This window comes from Arthrobacter sp. B0316-1-20 (genome assembly GCF_059091865.1).
The window spans coordinates 212,675-231,474 of sequence record NZ_JBNHHC010000009.1 but is presented as its reverse complement, the minus strand read 5'-3'; the positions used below and the strand labels follow the sequence as shown (position 1 = coordinate 231,474).

Genomic DNA, 18,800 nt, shown 5'->3' with positions numbered 1-18,800 from the left:
CTCCTCAGGGGGAGGGCGGTCGCCGAATCGCCGAACCGCCGATCAGGCGTGCGCCGCGCCGGCGCCGGCCGCCGCCGTCGTTGTTTCCGCGGCCAAGCTGCCGCGGATGAGGTCGGCGCAGCGTTCGCCGATCATCATCACGGTCAGGTTGGGGTTGACCGTCACGTGCTCGGGCATGACCGATGCGTCAGCCACGCGCAGGCCGGTGACGCCCTTGACCCGCAGCTCGGGGTCCAGCGGCGACATGACGTCGTCCACCGGGCCCATGCGGACGGTGCCGACCGGGTGGTAGACGGTGTTGTGCGTCTTGCGGATGTAGTCCTGCAGCTCCTCGTCCGTCTGCGCCTCGATGCCCGGCGAGAGCTCGCGGCCGGCCCACGGGGCCATGGCCGGCTGCGCGGCGATCTCGCGGGCCTTGCGGATGCCGGCGACCATCACGCGCATGTCGTGGCCCTCGGGGTCGGTGAAGTACCGGGGGTCGACCATCGGCTTGTCGCGGAAGTCGCGGCTGCGCAGCCGGACGGTGCCGCGGGAGCGGGCGTGCGTGACGTTCGGGGTGAGGCTGAAGCCGTTCTCCGTGGTGGGGTAGCCGTGCCGCAGGGTGTTCATGTCGAACGGGACGGAGCCGTAGTGCATCATCAGGTCGGGGCGGTCCAGGCCCTCCTCGGTGGGCGTGAAGATGCCGATCTCCCACCACTGGGTGGATTCGGTGACCATCGGCTGCTTCGCCTCGAACTGGACCACGCCCTCGGGGTGGTCCTGCAGGTGTTCGCCGACGCCGGGGGAGTCGACCAGGACCTCGATGCCGTGCTCCGCGAGGTGGGCGGCCGGCCCGATGCCGGAGAGCATCAGCAGCTTCGGCGAATCGATGGCGCCGGTGGACAGCACTACCTCGCGCCGCGCGGACAGCGTGTGCGTGCGGCCGAAGGCATTGTCCACGATCTCGACGCCGGTGCAGCGCTTGTCCGCGTCGATCACCAGCCGGCGGGCGCGCAGCCCGGTCAGCAGGGTGAAGTTTTCCCGCTCGATGATCGGGTGGATGTAGGACACCGAGCTGGAGGAGCGGGTGCCGTCGGCCCGGCGGTTGATCTGGAAGAAGTTGGCGCCGTTGACCACGGTGGTGCCGTCGTTAAACTTGGCGCGCGGGATGCCGGCCTGTTCGCAGGCATCCAGCAGCGCGACGCCGGTCGGGTCGGCCGGCGGGACGTTCATGACGTGCACCGGGCCGGAGTCGCCGTGGTGCGGGGCGTCCGGGCCGGCGTCCTCGTTGGTCTCCAGCCGCTTGTACAGCGGCCAGGCCGCCTCGGCGTTCCAGCCGGTGACGCCGTGCTTGGACTCCCACTCGTCCAGGTCCTCGCGCGGGGCCCAGAAGGCGATGCAGGAGTTGTGGCTGGAGCAACCGCCCATGACCTTCGCGCGCGAGTGGCGCATGAAGGAGTTGCCGTTCTCCTGCGGCTCGATCGGGTAGTCCCAGTCGTAGCCGGACTCGAGCAGCTCCATCCAGCGGTCCAGCTGAAGGACCTCGGGCACGCCCCGGTCGTCCGGGCCGGCCTCGACCAGCGCCACGGACACCGCTGGGTGTTCGCTCAGGCGGGCGGCGACGGCGGCGCCGGCGGATCCCCCGCCGACGACGATGTAGTCGAATTCCCGGTCGACGAGGTTCTCGACGTTGTCGATGTGCATCAGTTCTCCTTGCGGTGGTCAGCGAACCAGCCGGTCACCTGCGGGCTGGTGTTCTGGTAGATGTGCTTGGACTCCTGGTACTCGGCCAGGCCGGTGGGGCCGAGCTCGCGGCCGACGCCGGACTGGCCGAAGCCGCCCCATTCGGCCTGCGGCAGGTAGGGGTGGAAGTCGTTGATCCAGATGGTGCCGTGGCGCAGCCGCCCGGCCACGCGCTGGGCCTTGCCGGCGTCCTGGGTCCAGACGGCTCCGGCCAACCCGTAGATCGTGTCGTTGGCGGTGGCCACTGCCTCGTCCTCGTCACGGAAGGTCTCCACGGTCACCACCGGGCCGAAGGCTTCGTCCACAACCACGGACATCCCCCGCTCCACGCGGTCCAGGACGGTGGGCAGGTAGTAGAACCCGTCGTCGTACTCGGGGCCCTCCGGGGCGGCGCCGCCGCAGCGCAGCCGCGCGCCCTCTTCCACACCGCGCTTCACGTAGGCGTCCACCTTCTCCCGGTGTGCCGCCGAAATCAGCGGCCCGGTTTCCGCGGCCTCGTCGAACGGGCCGCCCAGGCGGATGCCCTCGGCGCGGCGGACGAGCTCGTCCACGAAGCGCTCCGCGATCGACTCTTCGACCAGCAGGCGCGCGCCGGCGGAGCAGACCTGCCCGGAGTGGACGAAGGCCGCGTTCAGGGCGTTGTCCACGGCGGCGTCGAAGTCGGCGTCGGCGAACACCACGTTCGGGTTCTTGCCGCCGAGTTCCAGTGCCACCTTCTTCACGGTGCCGGCGGCGGCCGCCGCGACGACCTTGCCGGTCACCAGGCCGCCGGTGAAGGAGACGAGGTCGACGTCGGGGTGCTCGGAGAGCGGTGCTCCAGCCTCCGCGCCGGGGCCGGTGACCAGATTCGCGACGCCGTCGGGCAGGCCCAGGTCCTTGAGCAGTTCCATGGCCAGGATGGCCGTGGATGGGGTGAGCTCGGCTGGCTTGAGCACGAAGGTGCAGCCGGCGGCCAGCGCGGGCGCGATCTTCCACGCGGCCTGCAGCAGCGGGTAGTTCCAGGGCGTGATCATGCCGCAGACGCCCACCGGCTCGTAGACGATCCGGCTGACGACGGCGGGGTCCCCGGCGTCGACCACACGGCCGGCCTGCTGCGAGGCGATCTTGCCGAAGTACTCGAAGGAGGCGGCGATGTCGTCCATGTCCATGCGGCTTTCGACGATCCGCTTGCCGGTGTCCAGCGACTCGGCGCGGGCGAACTCCTCGCGGCGCTCGCGCAGCCCGGCGGCCACCTTGAGCAGGAAGTCCCCCCGCTCGGGCGCCGGGACGGCGGCCCAGACGCCGGAGTCGAAGGCGGCGCGGGCCGCGGCAATGGCCCGCTCGGTGTCGGCACGGCCGGCCTCAGACACGGTGGCGACGACCCGGCCGTCGGCCGGATTGCGGATCTCGCGCACGGCGCCGTCGGCGGCCGGCTCCCAGGCGCCGTTGATGAACAGGGTGGAGGCGGTAGTGGTCATGGTGTCTCCTTCGAAAGTGCGGCGACGGGTTCTGGGACGGCGGCGACGGGTTCGTCGACGGTGTCGTAATCGGTTTCCCAGTCCGCCTTGGGCGGGACGTTTTCGGCGGCGGTGCTGTAGGGCAGCGTCGCGCGGTGCTGGTGCAGGAACTCGAGGTGCACCTCGTAGTGGTCCAGCACGTCGGCGATGACCTCGTCCTTGCTGTACCCCATGAGGTCGTAGCCGTGGCTGCCCTCGAGCGAGAACACCTCGATGCGGTAGTACTTGCCGCCGGCGGCGGAGGAGCGCGCATAGGACGGGACGTCGTTCTGCACCGGATAGATCTGGTACTTGAAGGTGCGTTCGCCGTCGAGCTCCACGCAAAGGTCCGCGGTGTCGATCCCGAAGGCATCGACGGTGCTGGTCTTCAGCGTGGCCTCCAGCCCGCGGGCGGCGAGGTCGGTGCGGACGTCATTGAGCGCGGGCATGGCGACCTCGGCCACGAAGCGCTGGGCCTGCCGACGGCCCGGGTAGTTCATGGCCCGGGCCAGGCGCTGGCGCCAGCCACGGCGTCCGTCCGCCCCGTGCGGCACGTTAGTGCGGGAGTTCAGCACGGAGTGCAGGCCGGCCTGGTAGCTGTCCGCGAGGGCCGTTTCCAGCCGCAGCGCCTTGTAGAGGCCGAGCATGATGAAGACCAGCACCACCGAGAACGGCAGGCCCATGATGACGGTGGCGCTCTGCAGCGTGGGCACCCCGCCCACCAGCAGCATGGCCAGGGTCAGCAGGCCGGTGGCGACGGACCAGAAGACGCGCAGCCACTTGGGGCCGTCGGAATCGGCGTCCTTGAGATAGGAGGTGAAGTTGCTCATCACCAGGGCACCCGAGTCGGCGCTGGTGACGTAGAACAGCAGGCCGGTGAAGGTGGCGATCGCGGCACTGAGCGGCGCCATGGGGTACTGCTCCAGCAGCCCGTAGAAGGCCCGCTCCGGCTGGCTCATGGCCACCTCGCCGAACGCGGCGTTGCCGCCCATCACGATCTCGAGGGCGCTGTTGCCGAAGATGGAGATCCACAGCAGGATGAACGCGAACGGCACCACCAGCACCCCGACGACGAACTCGCGCAGCGTGCGTCCGCGCGAGATGCGCGCCAGGAACAGGCCCACGAAGGGAGCCCAGGCGATCCACCAGGCCCAGAAGAACAGCGTCCAGCCGTTTAGCCACTCGTCGGGCCGGTCGTAGGCGAAGGTGTCCAGTGCCATCGACGGGAAGCGGGAGAGCGTGTCGCCGATGTTGGTCACGATTCCGTCCAGCAGGAACCGGGTGGAGCCGGTGATCAGGATAAAGACCATCAGGGCGATCGCCAGGATGACGTTGAGTTCGGACAGCCGGCGGATGCCCTTTTCGATCCCGGTGAGCACGGAGATGGTCGCCATCAGCACAGCCACCGCGATGAGGGCGATCTGCACCACCGTGTTCTCCGGGATGCCGAACTGGAAGCTCAGGCCGTAGTTGAGCTGCGCGACGCCGATGCCCAGGCTGGTGGCAATGCCGAAGATGGTGCCGAGCATGGCGGCAATATCGACGGCGTGGCCCACCGGCCCGTGGATCCGCTTGCCGAGGATGGGGTAGAGCGCCGAGCGGATGCTGAGCGGCAGGTTGTGCCGGAAGGCAAAGTAGCCCAGGGCCAGCCCCATCAGGGCGTAGAGGCCCCAGCCGAGGATGCCGTAGTGGAACAGGGTCCAGACCACGGCCTGCCGGGCGGCCTCGACCGTGGAGCCGTCGCCCGTCGGCGGTGCCAGATACTGAGTGACCGGCTCCGCGACCGAGAAGAACATCAGGTCGATACCGATGCCCGCGGCGAAGAGCATCGCGGTCCACGTGAAGAGGTTGAAGGTCGGGCGCGAATGGTCGGGCCCCAACCGGGTCTTGCCCACCCGGGAGACGGCCACGAAGAGGACGAACGCCAGGACGGCGACGACGATCAGTGAGTACCACCAGCCGAAGGTCTCGCCCACCCACGCGACGGCGGTGCCAATCACCGCGTCGGCCGATTCGCGGTCCAGGATGGCCCACAGCGCGATGCCGAGGACGCCCGCCGCGGAACCGATGAAGACGGTCCAGTTGACCCGAGTCCGCGGTTCGGCGGCGTCGCTGCCGGCGGGGGACTCCGGTGGGGCGGCTCCGGGCACCGGCGCCGGGCGGTTACTGTCTTCGCCGTTGAGCTTAGGCTCGTCAGTTTCGGGCGGCGTACTCATATCGGTCTCGTACCTCGCATCGTAGGAGTGCTGGTCGCGGTCTCGCTGTTGTCTTGGCCGGGTGAGGGCAACTTTCGACGCTAGCAAGAGCAGGAAGTGACCAGCCTGCGCGCGTATAGCACATGAACTAAGTGAGGAGGATCACCTCATGAAGTGGCGAGGTTCACGTCGATTGCCCCGCGTGTTCTGTTTACGGGAGGTCAGTGGGGCGCCACCAGAAGGGGATGCTTCAGGCGCCGTCGTCGTAGTACTGGCTGTTCATCCCGAACTCCGGATCCTGCTCCGAGCGGATCATCCGGTGGTCCTCGGGGTGCTCCAGGCAGGGGCTGGTGAAGGAGAGGACGACGGCGCCCACACCGCCGGCCACGTGGTGCGCGGCGGTGGCGCCGAGGTCGCCGTTGCGGAAGTAGAGCGTGCGGACGTCGCCGGTTTCGGCAGTGGCCTCGTTCTTTTGCTCCCAGCCATGCGCGGTCAGGTAGCCGGCGGCGGCGTCGAGGGCTGCGTTGGCCTGGTCCGCGTCCGCTACCTTGCCGGTGGCCCGGGCGATCCAGGCGGTCTGGGTCTGCGGTTGTTCGTCCTCGGGTCGCAGGCAGGTTTGTTCGCGCAGCAGGCTGACCTTCAGGTCGGCGGCGGTGGACGCCTCGGCGATCGCCTGGGGGAGCAGCTGCTCGAGCTGGCGGCCGTAGTCCTGCGACGTCGGTTGTATCTCCTGCGACTGGTTCTCCTGCGGCATGGCGCAGCCTCCTAAAATGACGGCGGAAAGGGTGGCAGTCGCGGTGAGGGCGGCGGCGGAACCGGGTCGCCGCCGTCGTTCTTCGCCGCGCGGCCGGGCCGGGCGGTGCCAGGGGGAGCGAGCCCGCATGTTCATTTCTCCAGACTTTCGACCGTCACGGTTTCAAGGTTGCCATATGCGTAGTCCTCGGGATCCTGCTCGAGCGGGCTGGTGATCAGCGGGCCGTAGGGGGAGTAGGTTTGCTGGATTCGGTCCTCGACAAACGTGCTGACGCTGGTGCCTTCGACGACGCCCTGGATGTTGGTGGCCGAGGTGGAGCCCGGCCAGAAGTAGTCGGTGTGCCCGTTCATCAGCGAGTCCGGGTCCTCCGGTCTCAGGAAGCCGGTCTCGAGCCGGACCGGGTCCATGACGGTGGGGCTGCCGCCGCGCCAGAACGACGCTCCGTGGTAGCCGCCGCCGAGGAGCTGGGCCGCGCTGATGGGGTCGTCGCGGGTCTGCAGCCAGTAGCGGTGTGCCTCGGGGTTGGCGGTGTCCGCGGGGCTGCCCACGTTGTGTCCGGTGCCGGCCGGTGCGACGTAGACGATGTTGGTGGAATCCAGGCCCTCGCGTTCGGCGGTGCCCAGCAGCGAGCCGCCGGCGCTGTAGCCGATGTACGTGGTGCGGGCGTCGGGCCGGGTCTCGAGGTCGAGGGCGTGGTCGAAGGCGGCCAGCAGGGGCCCGCCCCGCTCGTTGAACGAGGTGGTGATGTTGTCGGGGACCTCATCCGGCAAGTCGGTGCCCTGCCAGTAGAAGGAGACCGTGCCGGCGGGCGGTTCGCCGTTCACCGCGTCGAGCCGGGCCGAGTAGGCCTCCAGCTGACTCAGGTCGGCGCCGGTGCCCGGGACCAGGGCGGCCACCGTCCTGGTGTCCGGCGTCAGGGTGCCGTTCATGGTGACGATCCTGCCGTCGCCGTCCAGGCTGACCAGGACCACCTGGGATTGATGGCCGACGGCGTAGTCCAGTCCCGTCCTCAGCGTTGCCAGCCGGTCGTGTTCGGCCTGCCAGGTCTCGAGGTCGGCGGTGTACTGCCGGTAGGCCCGCTGGTAGACCATCCGCGGGTGGCCCTGCTGATTCCCCGCGGCCGCGAGGTAGTCGCTGAGGTCGGGCTGTGGGCCCAGCTGTGCCTGCCGGGACACCGCGGTTTCGCGGTAGCCGGCGGCGGTGATGGTGTTGGCCCGGATCCGGCTGGCGAAGGGGATGCCGTTCAGGCTCCCGAACACCGCGGGGTAGAGCAGCAGCATCCGTTCCTGTTCGGCCGGCGCCAGGGTGAGCCAGGCCTCGCGGATTCCCGCAATCCCGCCCTCGGTCAGCGCGGCGTCGCCGGCCATCGCCTCCGCCATGACGGCCTCGGACGAGCCGGGCATCCGCCACGCGGGCAGTTTGTGGGCGGCCAGCAGGGCGGCACCCTCGGGGTTGGCCGCGGCCCAGGCCCGCAGTTCCTCGTCGGTCAGGCCGGCCAGGGACGGCAGGTACGACTCCGGCGTCAGCGGGCCGAACCGCTCGTCGAGACCGCTGGTGAAGTGGGCCCACGGCGGGGAGGACGGACCGGCGGCCAGCAGCGGGGTGGGCGGCAGCGAGTCGACGGTTCCGCCGCCGATGGCCCGCAGGGCGGCGGCGGTTTCCGCGGTCAGCGCCTGCCAGTCGGCCCGCAGGGAGCGGACGCGTCCGTTGAAGGCCTCCGCCCGCTGCTCCGCTTGGTCCGCCTCGTCGCCCTCCTGTGAACCGGCATCCTTCAGCGCCCTGGCCAGGCCGGGGCGTGCCGCCGCGAGTTCTTCGGCCTCCGCCTGCAGCGCCCGGCCGGAGGCGACGAAGGCCGTGACGGCTTCCCGGGCGGCGGCCAGCGCCGCGGTCCATTCCTGCGAGGGACCCTCCAGCTCGTTCAGGGCGGAGTGGACCTCCAGTTCGGTGTCCGGTTGCTGATAGGCGACGCTCAGCCCGGCCCAAGCGGCACCGGCATCGACCAGGTAGTTTGCCGCAGACGCGGCGCGCAGGGACATCTCCCGGACCGCATCGCCGAGCCGGTCCCAGGGGACGTTGATCTCCGGGACGCTGCCCAGCCGCACCGTCACGGCTGCGGCACCCGCCCGAAGCCGCGCGGGGTAAGGACGGCCGAGTGGCCGGCATTCAGGGACTCGGCGAAAGCGGCGGCGTCTGCGGACATCCGCCCGTCCGCCTCGACGAACAGCTCCGCGGTTTCGGCCACGACCCGCGACTTGTTGTACACGAGGCCGGCAATCCGGTGGCCCACGTCCCGCCGCGGCGACCAGAACCCCGCGAACGCGTCGGCCACCTCCGTGGCGCTGCCGAACGACGACGCCGCCTCGTCGCCTGCCGCCGCCGTGTCGCCTGCCGCCTTGTCCAACGACTGGCCGTCCGCGGCCACGTCCACCAGAATCATGTGGAGCTGCCTCGGATTGATCCGCCAGCTGCCCATCCCGCCGCCCTCCCGCTTAACCGTTTCCCTCACACTGTTGCATGCGGCGCCGCGGAACTGAATGGGGACGACTCCCCATGGTTTATCGATTTGGTAGTTCCGGCGGCTTCAGGGCCCGGAACCCTGGCCCCCGGCGCGGGGCGGAGACATACTGGGGCTCCTTGCTGAATAGATCCGGGGAGGTTGCATGGAACGTCCGGAACAGTGGGGGGCCGCCCACCGGCCGACTGGACCCGAAACCCTGTATTCGCCGTTCATGGAATTCGATCCGGGCCAGCTGTCGTGGCGGAACCAGCCCGCGCCCGCGGAGCGCATCGGCCGCAGCTACAACGGCCTTCGCGTTGTGGTCGTCGTCGTCCTCTTACTGATCGGTTTCGGACAGTCATTGGTGATCGTCTCGATGCTGGCCAGCGCCGCATTAGGCGATGCTCCCCCTCAGTTGCCGGTCGCCGTCGTCCTGACGGCAGCCTGTTTCCTGGGCCTTGGCGCGATTGGCAGGCACTGGGGCAAGGCGGCGCCGAAAAAGGTTGCCCGGCAACTGGTCTTCGGCCAGGGCGGCGCGGCCTTGTCGGGCGGTTGGTCCCGGTTCCGGCGCGAGGACATCGCCAAGGGCGCGGAAGGCGAGCGGTGGACGGCGCAGGCACTGGAGACCCTGCTGGCCATTCCCGGGACCCGGATCTTCCACGGGCTGCGCTTCCCGGGCAGCCACGTGGCGGACATCGACCACGCCGTCATCAACGGGGACCGGGTGGTCTATATCGACTCCAAATTCTGGAAACCCGGGCAATACCAGTGGCTCGACCGGGAGACGCTGGCCTCCGTCCATCCGCGCGGGTTCAGGCGGCGGACCATCCACATGGACGTTGTGCAGACCGACCCGCGCACGGCCGGGGTTGCGGCCGAGGTGGCCTGCCACGTTATTGCCCATCCGAATGCGCCGGGCCCGATCACGTTCACGCCCGGGCACCAGATTTCTCCCACCGGCATCCCCATCACGGGGGTGCAGGCCGGCGTCGACGGCATCGGCCACTGGCTGCTGCAGGGGCAGAAGGCGGGAACGGTGAACCGCTACGCGCTGGCGAGGCTGCTTGCCATGCAGAAGAAAGCACCGGCCGGTACCGGTACGCGCCGGACCGGCCGCGGGCACCGGCACTGATCTTCCAGCGCGCGGGGCGCGAGGACAAGGGCCTGTCGAGACGGTGAACGACGGCGGCCGAGCTGCCTGCGACCGGACAGGATGCCCGGGCCGGACCAGCTGCGGCGGCCGTCGTGTTGTGGCTGGGGAGGTTTAGCTGTCGCTGACCGTAAAGCGGGTCTGCCGGTGCGCGGGCTTTTCGATCTCGTCCAGGATGGCCACGGCCATCGTGCCGGTGGTGGTGTGCGATTCGCCGTCGCCGGCATACAGGAGCCGGTCGTTGCCCAGCACCGGGGCGGTGGCGTCGCCGGGCATGAACAGCGCCGAGGGGGACACGCCGACCCAGTCGACGTCCGTGACACCGCGCAGGTATTCGAGCTCCTTCAGCTGGTTCTCCGGGATGGAGATCCAGGCCTCGGCGCCGGGGATGTTGCGGATGTCCTCGACGAACAGGTGGTCGTCGTCGCCGGTGGTCAGGCTGCCGGCGCCCAGGATGAAGACCAGGCGGGGTGTGGTTTCCCCGGCGAGCTCGACCAGCGAGCGGGCCAGGTCAACGTGCCGGTAGGCCTCGTGCGGAGCCGTGCCGAACGCATTGACGACGACGTCGAAGGCTGCAAGGTCTTCGGCGCCGAGGGAGAAAGCGTCGCGTTCCAGTACCGCGGCGTCCGCGCCGAGAACGTCCCCGGCCTTGGCGGCGCTCCGGACGATGGCTGTTGTCTGGTGGCCGCGCTTGGCCGACTCGTGGAAGAGGGCGCGTCCGGCGTTGCCCGTGGCTCCGATGATTCCGATCTTCATGCTGTCCTTACGTTGGCGTGATGACTTTCAAAAGGCTTGGCCTCTGCTAAGTCCAATCGATTGAAGCATCAACTTATTCCGACGCGAGTGCCTCTAGGCGACGGACCGCCCGCTCCCCGGCCGGCCGTAAGTGCCGCGGAGGCGACCGCCCGCTCAGTCAGGGCCTGCCGTCGTCGTCGTTAGGCGGGCAAGTGAGGGCATGGGCCGGGAGGCCCAGCTAGGTGGCAGGCGGGGACACAGCCTCCATGACGCGGCGCAGGACGTCGCTGCGGGACCCAACCGCGTCGACGACCTGCCAGTCCAAGGACCCGGCCCTTCGCAGGTAGACGTTGCGTGCCGCCAGCAGGTAGTCCGCCGACTCGGAATCCTCGCCCCGCGCGATGATCCGGGTGTGCGCGGCCTCGGCGGGCAGATCCAGCAGCACGACGGCGTCTGGCCGAGGCAGGGCTCGCACCAACCAAGGCAGGACGCCTCCCGGCGGCAGGCCGCGCACGTCACGAAGGACCTGCTGGCAGTGCAGGTGCCGGTCCATCACCGTGGTCCCGCGGAAGGCTGCCGCCCGGAGGTGGGCAGCCAGCACGTTCACAATGCGCACCATCGACTCGAACCGGTCGGCCCAGCGCGGAGTAATGCCGATGCCGAGGCGTGCAGCTGCCCGGGTCAGCCAGCGCCGTCCGGCCGGGTTGCGCACTAACTGCGCGTAACGGCCCGCCGCCCGCTCAACTTCGACCAGCGAGGCCGCGGCCGTCGTCTTCCCGGCTCCGTCGATGCCGAGGATAACGACGGTTCTCCGCGGGTGCCGCCGCGGGCCGAGTCCGGTTTCCGTGGGCAAAAATTCCCTGCTCTCCTGTGGTGATGTCTCCTCAACAACGCACGCGCGGCCGGGATCGATGCCCGGTCGGGCTGTGAATTTGCTGAGACATGCCGAGCAGGCGAGGGGCTCCGAGCCAGAAAGACGACGGCGGCACGTGAGCGCCGTCGTCGTCCCTATGGGGCGATCGGTACCGCGAAATTCAGGCAGGCAGGTGCGGGTAGTCTTCCGAGCGGTTCTGGAAGGCGAGGACCGCCGGGTTGGCGATGACGCCGTCGCGGATTTCGATGGCCCGGCTGATCGTGTCGTCCTCGAGCCAGCTGCCGGGGCCGCCCATCACGGTGCGCAGGAACGGGATCAGGGCCGTGCTGATCTCCCAGGTCGCGGAATTCCACAGGTACGACGGCGTGTGGTCCACGGCGTAGTAGCTCACGTGGTCGCCGACCTCGAACGTGGGTTCGGCAAAGGTCGTCATCTTCGCCCAGCTGAAGCCCATGCCTTCGTCGCAGGAGACATCGACGATCAGGCTGCCCGGCCGGAAGCCGTCCAGATCCGCCTCGTCGAGGTAGATCAGCGGGTTGTTGGGATCTTGCAGCGTGCAATTGACCACGATGTCCCGCTCGGCAAGGAAGGGAGCCAGCGGCACCCGTCCGTCGTCGTCGGTGATGACGTGGCTGAGGTGCGGGGCGGTGGCGTCCTGGTCGAACTGGGTGATCCGCGCGGAGTGGATCGGGGATCCGACGGCGGCCGCCGCGCGGTTGGTCAGGACTTGCACGTCGTGGATGCCGTGCGCGTTCAGCGCGGTGACCGCGCCGCGGGCGGTGGCTCCGAAACCAATGACGACGGCGGTGAGCGGGCGGCCGTAGTCGCCGGTGGATCCTGCCAGCTCCAGAGCATGCAGGACCGAGCAGTAGCCGGCCATCTCGTTGTTCTTATGGAAGACGTGGAGGGCGAATCTGCCGTCCGCGGCCCAATGGTTCATGGCTTCGAAGGCGATCAGCGTCAGCCGCTTGTCGATGGCCAACTGGGTGATGGCGCGGTCCTGGACGCAGTGCGGCCAGCCCCAGAGGATTTGGCCGTCGCGGAGTTCGGCAAGGTCTTCCGGCTGCGGCTTGGGCAGCACCACCACGTCCGCTGCTGCAATGAGTTCCTCGCGCGGCGCCATGCGTCCCACCAGTTGTTCCAGGTGCGCGTCGGACACGCCGAAGCGCTCGCCGTAGCCCCGTTCGAGGATGATCCGCTCGCGGAGGTCGGCGTCGAGGCGCTCGATGTGCGCAGGATGGAGGGCCAGCCTGCGCTCATCGGGCTTTCGCGTCGTTGCCAGGACTCCGAGCGAGAGCAGAGTCAAAAGCCTCAGCGCTTCTTGATAGTGGTCAGGGTCTCCGAGGCTGCCGCGCCGGCAGCCTTGGCCTTCTTGTCGCTGCGCTTTTCCTTGATGGACTTGCCCGATTTCTTCGATGCGGTCTGTCGGGGAGATTTGTCGGCCATGAGTGCCTCCTTGGCGCCAGCGAAGAATGCTGCGCCTTAACGGGAGCACAGACGTGCTCCGTACTCCTGACCATACGCCATCGCGCGTCAGGCAGGTGCTCCGGTGACCGTCGGCGGTGCACGTTGTGGCACGGCGGCGGGAATGGGACGGCAATCCAGCTGCAGCCGAAGACGACGGTAGGGGTGCGCCGTCGCGGGGCCGTCCTGAGTCCTGGTCCCATCGACAGCGGCCGGAGACGTCGAGAGCGGCCGATAACGCCGAAGGCGGCCGATAAAGTCGTCGTCTTGTCGGATATGGGCCGCTTTCGACGCGGGTGCTTCTGCATTGGGACATGGCAGGGGCCGCGAGGCTCGAAGCACCAGGGCAAAGCGGCCTCAAGCACCAGAGCCCCGCGAGGCTTGGAGCCCCAGAGCCCCGCGAGGCTTGGAGCACCAGAGCCCTGAGGCGTGGAACTGGAGCACCTGAGAGCCCGTGATGGAAACACCACTACGCTGGATCTCAGACGTGAGTAACCGGGAGGGTGGATGTCCGAGACGACGATAACCGAGGTGATGGCCGAGCTGGCCGCGCTGGAGGATCCGAAGGTGCGCGAGGCGAATGAGAAGCGCGGCGACGACCACGGCGTGAACCTCGGCAAGCTGCGCGCCGTCGCCAAGCGGTTGAAGACCCAGCAGGACTTGGCGCGCGGGCTGTGGGCCACGGGCAACACGGCGGCTCGGCTACTGGCCCTGCTGATCTGCCGGCCGAAGGATTTCGGACCCGACGAACTGGACGCCATGCTGCGCGAGGCGCGCGCGCCCAAGGTGCACGACTGGCTGGTCAACTACGTGGTCAAGAAGAGCCCGCACGCCGAGGAGCTGCGCGTGGCCTGGACCGGCGACGCGGATCCGGTCGTCGCCAGCGCCGGGTGGGCGCTGACCACCGAACGGGTGGCGAAAAAGCCCGAGGGCCTGGACCTCGAGGGACTGCTGGACACCGTCGAGGCCGAGATGAAGGACGCGCCGGACCGCCTCCAGTGGGCCATGAACCACACCCTCGCCCAGATCGGCATCGACCACGCCGAGCACCGCGCCCGCGCGATCAACATCGGCGAACGCCTCGGGGTGCTCAAGGACTACCCGACGCCGCCGAACTGCACGTCCCCGTATGCGCCTGCCTGGATCAACGAGATGGTGAGCCGGCAGGCCAAAGCCTGAGCGCTCGTTAGCGGCGCCGTTGCGAAGACCCGCACCGGAGCCGCCCCCTCAGCGGATCTTAGGCGGCGACGGCGACTCGAAGGTCAACCGCAGGCGTCTACAGCACCTTCGCCAAGAACGCCTTCGTCCTCTCCATCTGCGGGTTGGCGAGCACATCAGCCGGCGCGCCGGATTCGACGATGGTCCCGGCATCGAAGAAATGAACGGTATCGGCAACCTCACGTGCGAAGCCCATCTCGTGGGTGACCACCACCATGGTCATGCCTGCACGGGCGAGTGCCTTCATCGCCTCAAGGACTTCCTCGACCAACTCCGGATCCAGTGCGGAAGTGGGTTCGTCGAAGAGCATGATTTCGGGGTCCATGGCCAGAGCGCGCGCAATCGCCACGCGCTGTTGCTGTCCGCCGGAAAGCTGGTGCGGGCGTTTCTGCGAATGGTCGGCCAGGCCCACCTTCGCCAGTTCATGCAGTGCCCGGGTGCGGGCGGCGGACTTGGAGACGCCTCGGACCTCGGTCAGCGCGCAGGCGACGTTTTCCTCGGCAGTCAGGTGCCCGAAGAGGTTGAAACGCTGGAAGACCATGCCTATGCGCGAGCGGAACGCGGCGAACTGCTTGGGGGTCCACTCGTAGTAGCGTCCATTCCGATACTCGTACCCGACGTGCCGCCCGTGGACCAGCAGCGTGCCGTCGTCGTACGCCTCCAGCGCATTCAGGCAGCGCAGGAAGGTGGACTTGCCCGAGCCGGAGGGCCCGACGATGCAGCTGACCTCGCCGGCGGCAACCGTGAAGTCCACGCCGGTGAGCACCTGGTGGGCGCCGAAGGACTTGGTGACGCCGTGGGATTCCACATGCAGCTTGTGCGCCCGAGCCGTGGAGGCGGTACCGCCGGCGGCCGTCGCGGGGGATGACGCGGAGACAGGTTCGCCGGCGCGAGGTGCAGGGGAGGCGGAAAGGCTGTTGGGTTCGGTAGTCATGGGAGATCCTTTCCGGCCGTGGCGACATCATCCGCCGCGCGCGGTTCCGCCGTCGTTCTCTTGGCTGTAACGGTCTTGAGCAGGAAGCCCGGCCTGCGGACCAGACGCACGGCGTCGGCTCCGAAACGGGCCTCGAGCTTGGACTGAAAAAAGGTTGCGATGGCGGTCATGACCATGTACCAGAGCGAGGCAACGATCAGCAGTTCCATGATCAGGTTGTTCTGCTTGTAGATCTGACTGGCGTTGGTCATCAGGTCGTTGCCCGCGACGACGTACACCAGCGACGTGGTCTTAAGCATAGAGATGAACTCGTTGCCGGTGGGCGGGATGATGATGCGCAGCGCCTGCGGCAGCACGATCTTCCGCATCCGCTTGCCCGGGGTCATGCCGAGCGCATACGCGGCCTCGCTTTGGCCGGCGTCGACGGCCTGGATGCCGGCGCGCACCGTTTCAGCGAAGTACGCCGCAAGGTTCAGCCCTAGCCCGAGCAACGCCGCGTTGAACCCGGTCATCACGTCATTGGTGTTCCACATATAGCCGATGTTGGTGAACGGGACCTGGATGATCAGCGACGGGAACAGGAAGGCCAGGTTGTACCAGAAGATCAGCTGCACCAGCACGGGGGTGCCGCGGAAGAACCAGATGTACAGCGTGGATAGCCAGTTCAGCACTGGGTTGTGCGAGAGCTTCATGACTGCCAGCAAGACGCCGAGGACCAGCCCGAGCACCGTGGCGAGCACGGAGATCATCAGGGTGACCCAGATCCCGTCGATAATCTTGGGGAAGAAGAGGTACTCGGCGACCTTGCCCCAGCGGATGTTGGGGTTGGTGGCCAGCGTGAAGGCCAGCCAGGCGAAGACCACCACGGCCAGCGTCCCCAGAATCCACCGCTCGGGGTGGCGGAGCGGGACCACGGTCACGGCGGTGCCGTCGGGCCCGCTCAGCTGCCTGGGCCGATTGCTGCGTCGGAGCGCTTGGCTCATCTGCGCCCCCTATTTTCCGTCGTTGATTGTGGCAGTGTCGATCGCCATCTGCTGGACGTTCCAAGCGGCGAGGATCTTCCCATAGCTGCCGTCGTCGATCAGCTCCTGCAGGGCCTTTTGCACCGCGTCGATCAGTTCCTTGTTATCCTGCTTCATCGCGATGCCCCAGACGCTTTCATCGCCTTCGATGGCCACGGCTTCCAGGACGCCCTCGGAGGTCTGCGCGCGGTAGGCGGCGACGGGGTAGTCGTTGATTCCCGCGTCGGCGCGGTCGTTGCGCACCTGCAGGATGGCGTCCTGGTCGCCGGAGAACTTCAGGATCTCCAGTCCGTCTTTCCCGGCGGCCTTGCAGTCCTTGTCAAAGCCCTCCGCGAGGGCGAGCGAGGAGCCGTTGTCCACGACGGCCACAGTCTTGCCACAGGCCGTCGACGGGTCACCCATGCCGGCGGGATTGCCCTTCTTGACGACCCAGCCGTTGCCGGCCTGGACATAGTCCACGAATGTGACGGTCTTGCGCCGCTCTTCGTTGTCGGTCATGGAGGACATGATGATGTCGTAGCGCCCGGTGGTGATGCCCGGGATCTGCGCGTTGAAGTCCTCGTTGTTGATGGTGATTTTGACGCCGAGCTTGTTCGCGATCGCCCGGCCGAGGGAGGGGTCCACCCCGATCAGTGTCTTGCCGTCCTCGGCGAGCAGTTCCATGGGCGGGTAACCCTCGGAGGTGGTCATTTTGATGCCCTCGGTCTTGATCGACTCGGGCAGGCCGGCGGCCAAATCGGCGTTCGGCGTGATGCCGTCGATGACGGACTTGGCCAGGTCCTCATCGGGTGCCGGTGCGGCGCTGAAGGAGGTGTCCTCGTTGCCGGCGGCGTTGCCCTCGGTGGAGGAGAGTGACTGCCCGCCGCAGGCCGTCGTGGCCAGCAGTGCCAGCAACGCAGCGGATGCCATGACGCCGGAGCGGAGGGTACGGACTCGGGTGATGTTCATGCGGTCTCCTTGGTGCGGATGGTTGGAGCGGATTGTGTGCTGGAGGTGTGTAGCGGGCGGAGCGGTTACACGTCCCTCCGGTACCGGAGGGACCCCCCAACGGCGGTAGCCATGACCGGAATGTCGCGTAGCTCGGCGGGACCGACGGCGTAGGGGTCGGCCCCGAGGGCCGTGAAGTCGGCCAGCATTCCTGGGCGCAGCCGGCCCTTGGTCGCCTCTTCGCCGGAGGCATGCGCGGCGCCGGTGGTGTAGCCGGCGATCGCCTCGGCGACGCTCACCCGCTCGCCGGGCTGCCAGCCGCCGACGGGCTCGTTGTCACGGTTCTGCCGGGTCGCGGCGGCATGAATCCCGTGTAAAGGGTCGGGCAATTCCACGGGCGCGTCGGAGCCGAAGGCGGGAAGTGCGCCGGCGTCGATCAGCGAGCGCCACGCGTAAGAGGCCAGTTCGCGGCCAACGAGCAGGGTGGAGGCCAGCGGGATGTCGGACGTGCAGTGGGTGGGCTGCATGGAGGGAACGACGCCGAGGCGCGCCACGCGTTGCACGTCCGCGGGGCGTAAATGCTGCGTGTGTTCGATCCGGTGCCGCAGTCGGCTGGCTGCTCGTTCGGTGTGGCCCGTGATGTTGGGGGAGACATCGAGCGGGTTGCGGACCAGGTCCTGATAGGCATCCAGCACCAGCTGGTTGGCGCGGTCCCCGATGGCGTGAGTAGCGACCGCGATTCCGGCGCCGGCGGCCCGGCGAACCAGTGCGAGCAGGTCGAGATAGGGGATGACCTCGATGCCAGTGTTCCCGTCCTCGCCGGGGAAGGGCTGGTTCATGTGACAGGTGTGGGAACCCAAGGCGCCGTCGGAAAAAAGCTTTACCGGACCGGTGCTCAGCCAGGCGTCGCCGTTGCCGGTGGCCCGCCCTTCGTCGATCGCTTGGTCCAAGGCGATGCGCGGGATCGCCTTATGTACGCGCAAATGGAGGTTGCCGCCATCGCGCAGAGACCGGTATGCATGCAGGCAGTCCTCGCCATCGAAGTCGTGGATGCCGGTGAGCCCGACGGCTAGCAGGCGTTGCTGGGCCTCGGCAAGCTGTGCCTCGAGGTCCCCGGCCTCGGCGCTGTGCATGATGTCGCTCAGTTGGGCATGGGCCGTCTCGCGCAGGATGCCGGTGGGATGGCCGTCGCCGTCGCGGACGATTTCACCACCCACCGGATCCGGCGTGGAGGCGTCGATGCCGACGGCCGCCAATGCCGAGGTGTTGGCCCAAACCGTGTGCCCGTCGATGCTTGGCAATGCGGCGGGCCTGCCACCTGTGGCGGCATCCAGCGCTTTGCGGTCCGGTTGAACCGGCACATCCCAGGCGTTGAAGTCCCAGCGTCCGCCGAAGACCCAGGCCGATGCCGGCAGCGCCTCCGCGTAGTTCCTCACCCTGTCCAGGGCGTCCTCGAGGCTGGTGGCGCCGCGAAGGTCCAGGGCGGCAATTTCGCGGGCGTAGTTCGCGGTGTGGATATGGGCGTCGGTCAGGCCCGGAACCACTGTGGTGCCACCGAGGTCGATGGTTTCGTATGTACCGGTGGCGTGGGTGCGCATTTCCTCGGGTGTGCCGATGGCGAGGAGGCGTTCGCCCCGGGTCAGCAGCGCGGTGGCCCGGGGAAGCCCGGCCCATTGGGTGTAGAACGTGGCATTGACGTAGAGGCGTTGCTCAAGCATTCCTAATCCTTTGCGGCATGCTAGCGCCGAAAGCGGCATGCCCAAGCGTGTCTTGCGGAACTTCTTCGTCCCGTTCGCAACACTCTAGGCGACGATGTAGCAAACTATGACGTAC

16 protein-coding genes are annotated in these 18,800 nt (G+C 68.3%); 2 read left to right on the top strand and 14 right to left on the bottom strand.

Features of this window, described 5'->3' with window-relative positions; translation table 11 throughout:
* Nucleotides 1–42 precede the first annotated feature (42 nt).
* The 6 genes from AC5RW2_RS17080 to AC5RW2_RS17055 all read right to left on the bottom strand — a co-directional run bounded on the left by AC5RW2_RS17080 (nt 43) and on the right by AC5RW2_RS17055 (nt 8,652).
* The gene (locus AC5RW2_RS17080; RefSeq protein ID WP_494024731.1) at nt 43–1,683 is read right to left on the bottom strand and encodes a GMC family oxidoreductase; all 1,641 of its coding nucleotides are present in this window, start codon (nt 1,681–1,683) and stop codon (nt 43–45) included.
* The gene (locus AC5RW2_RS17075; RefSeq protein WP_494074287.1) at nt 1,683–3,179 is read right to left on the bottom strand and encodes an aldehyde dehydrogenase family protein; all 1,497 of its coding nucleotides are present in this window, start codon (nt 3,177–3,179) and stop codon (nt 1,683–1,685) included. The genes AC5RW2_RS17080 and AC5RW2_RS17075 overlap by 1 nt, the downstream gene beginning before the upstream one ends.
* Complete coding sequence (betT, locus tag AC5RW2_RS17070) at nt 3,176–5,413, bottom strand: choline BCCT transporter BetT (RefSeq protein ID WP_494074286.1); 2,238 nt, start codon at nt 5,411–5,413, stop codon at nt 3,176–3,178. Before betT ends, AC5RW2_RS17075 begins: the two co-directional genes overlap by 4 nt.
* 229 nt (nt 5,414–5,642) lie before the next feature.
* On the bottom strand, nt 5,643–6,146 hold the full coding sequence (locus tag AC5RW2_RS17065) for a hypothetical protein (RefSeq protein ID WP_494074285.1): 504 nt from the start codon (nt 6,144–6,146) through the stop codon (nt 5,643–5,645).
* Nucleotides 6,147–6,277: 131 nt separating this feature from the next.
* Nucleotides 6,278–8,254: an alpha/beta hydrolase gene (locus tag AC5RW2_RS17060; RefSeq protein ID WP_494024727.1), complete on the bottom strand. Its 1,977-nt coding sequence runs from the start codon at nt 8,252–8,254 to the stop codon at nt 6,278–6,280.
* The gene (locus AC5RW2_RS17055; protein ID WP_494074284.1) at nt 8,251–8,652 is read right to left on the bottom strand and encodes a hypothetical protein; all 402 of its coding nucleotides are present in this window, start codon (nt 8,650–8,652) and stop codon (nt 8,251–8,253) included. Before AC5RW2_RS17055 ends, AC5RW2_RS17060 begins: the two co-directional genes overlap by 4 nt.
* Before the next feature lie 154 nt (nt 8,653–8,806).
* On the opposite strand from AC5RW2_RS17055, the gene AC5RW2_RS17050 reads away from it, so the two are divergent.
* Nucleotides 8,807–9,775: a nuclease-related domain-containing protein gene (locus AC5RW2_RS17050; RefSeq protein WP_494024725.1), complete on the top strand. Its 969-nt coding sequence runs from the start codon at nt 8,807–8,809 to the stop codon at nt 9,773–9,775.
* A gap of 132 nt (nt 9,776–9,907) precedes the next feature.
* Here the strand turns inward: AC5RW2_RS17050 and AC5RW2_RS17045 are convergent, their stop codons facing one another.
* From AC5RW2_RS17045 to AC5RW2_RS17030, 4 genes are all read right to left on the bottom strand, one after another.
* Nucleotides 9,908–10,549: an NAD(P)-dependent oxidoreductase gene (locus tag AC5RW2_RS17045; protein WP_494024724.1), complete on the bottom strand. Its 642-nt coding sequence runs from the start codon at nt 10,547–10,549 to the stop codon at nt 9,908–9,910.
* A 217-nt stretch (nt 10,550–10,766) separates the two neighbouring features.
* Complete coding sequence (locus tag AC5RW2_RS17040) at nt 10,767–11,381, bottom strand: dTMP kinase (protein ID WP_494024723.1); 615 nt, start codon at nt 11,379–11,381, stop codon at nt 10,767–10,769.
* A 181-nt stretch (nt 11,382–11,562) separates the two neighbouring features.
* On the bottom strand, nt 11,563–12,708 hold the full coding sequence (locus AC5RW2_RS17035; RefSeq protein ID WP_494024722.1) for a N(5)-(carboxyethyl)ornithine synthase: 1,146 nt from the start codon (nt 12,706–12,708) through the stop codon (nt 11,563–11,565).
* 5 nt (nt 12,709–12,713) lie between these two features.
* Nucleotides 12,714–12,848: a hypothetical protein gene (locus tag AC5RW2_RS17030; RefSeq protein ID WP_494002157.1), complete on the bottom strand. Its 135-nt coding sequence runs from the start codon at nt 12,846–12,848 to the stop codon at nt 12,714–12,716.
* A 525-nt stretch (nt 12,849–13,373) separates the two neighbouring features.
* Between AC5RW2_RS17030 and AC5RW2_RS17025 the strand changes: the two genes are divergently transcribed.
* Nucleotides 13,374–14,045 carry a DNA alkylation repair protein gene (locus AC5RW2_RS17025; protein WP_494074283.1) on the top strand — a complete coding sequence of 224 codons (672 nt, stop codon included), beginning with the start codon at nt 13,374–13,376 and terminating at the stop codon, nt 14,043–14,045.
* Nucleotides 14,046–14,142: 97 nt separating this feature from the next.
* Here the strand turns inward: AC5RW2_RS17025 and AC5RW2_RS17020 are convergent, their stop codons facing one another.
* The 4 genes from AC5RW2_RS17020 to AC5RW2_RS17005 form a co-directional block, all read right to left on the bottom strand.
* Nucleotides 14,143–15,018 (bottom strand): amino acid ABC transporter ATP-binding protein, encoded by an 876-nt coding sequence (locus tag AC5RW2_RS17020; RefSeq protein ID WP_494024445.1) that lies wholly within the window; start codon nt 15,016–15,018, stop codon nt 14,143–14,145.
* Nucleotides 15,015–16,001: an amino acid ABC transporter permease gene (locus AC5RW2_RS17015; protein WP_494024444.1), complete on the bottom strand. Its 987-nt coding sequence runs from the start codon at nt 15,999–16,001 to the stop codon at nt 15,015–15,017. The genes AC5RW2_RS17020 and AC5RW2_RS17015 overlap by 4 nt, the downstream gene beginning before the upstream one ends.
* Nucleotides 16,002–16,010: 9 nt before the next feature.
* The gene (locus AC5RW2_RS17010) at nt 16,011–16,988 is read right to left on the bottom strand and encodes an ABC transporter substrate-binding protein (RefSeq protein WP_494024718.1); all 978 of its coding nucleotides are present in this window, start codon (nt 16,986–16,988) and stop codon (nt 16,011–16,013) included.
* Between the two features lie 65 nt (nt 16,989–17,053).
* Entirely contained in the window at nt 17,054–18,685 is a 1,632-nt protein-coding gene (locus tag AC5RW2_RS17005) for an amidohydrolase (protein ID WP_494074282.1), read from the bottom strand.
* Nucleotides 18,686–18,800: the final 115 nt, after the last annotated feature.

Coding starts and splice junctions, on each gene's coding strand:
- AC5RW2_RS17005 (WP_494074282.1), bottom strand. CDS start 18,685: ATGCTTGAGCAACGCCTCTACGTCAATGCCACGTTCTACACCCAATGG.
- AC5RW2_RS17030 (WP_494002157.1), bottom strand. CDS start 12,848: ATGGCCGACAAATCTCCCCGACAGACCGCATCGAAGAAATCGGGCAAG.
- AC5RW2_RS17075 (WP_494074287.1), bottom strand. CDS start 3,179: ATGACCACTACCGCCTCCACCCTGTTCATCAACGGCGCCTGGGAGCCG.
- AC5RW2_RS17080 (WP_494024731.1), bottom strand. CDS start 1,683: ATGCACATCGACAACGTCGAGAACCTCGTCGACCGGGAATTCGACTAC.
- AC5RW2_RS17020 (WP_494024445.1), bottom strand. CDS start 15,018: ATGACTACCGAACCCAACAGCCTTTCCGCCTCCCCTGCACCTCGCGCC.
- AC5RW2_RS17015 (WP_494024444.1), bottom strand. CDS start 16,001: ATGAGCCAAGCGCTCCGACGCAGCAATCGGCCCAGGCAGCTGAGCGGG.
- AC5RW2_RS17050 (WP_494024725.1), top strand. CDS start 8,807: ATGGAACGTCCGGAACAGTGGGGGGCCGCCCACCGGCCGACTGGACCC.
- betT (WP_494074286.1), bottom strand. CDS start 5,413: ATGAGTACGCCGCCCGAAACTGACGAGCCTAAGCTCAACGGCGAAGAC.
- AC5RW2_RS17065 (WP_494074285.1), bottom strand. CDS start 6,146: ATGCCGCAGGAGAACCAGTCGCAGGAGATACAACCGACGTCGCAGGAC.
- AC5RW2_RS17025 (WP_494074283.1), top strand. CDS start 13,374: ATGTCCGAGACGACGATAACCGAGGTGATGGCCGAGCTGGCCGCGCTG.
- AC5RW2_RS17045 (WP_494024724.1), bottom strand. CDS start 10,549: ATGAAGATCGGAATCATCGGAGCCACGGGCAACGCCGGACGCGCCCTC.
- AC5RW2_RS17010 (WP_494024718.1), bottom strand. CDS start 16,988: ATGAACATCACCCGAGTCCGTACCCTCCGCTCCGGCGTCATGGCATCC.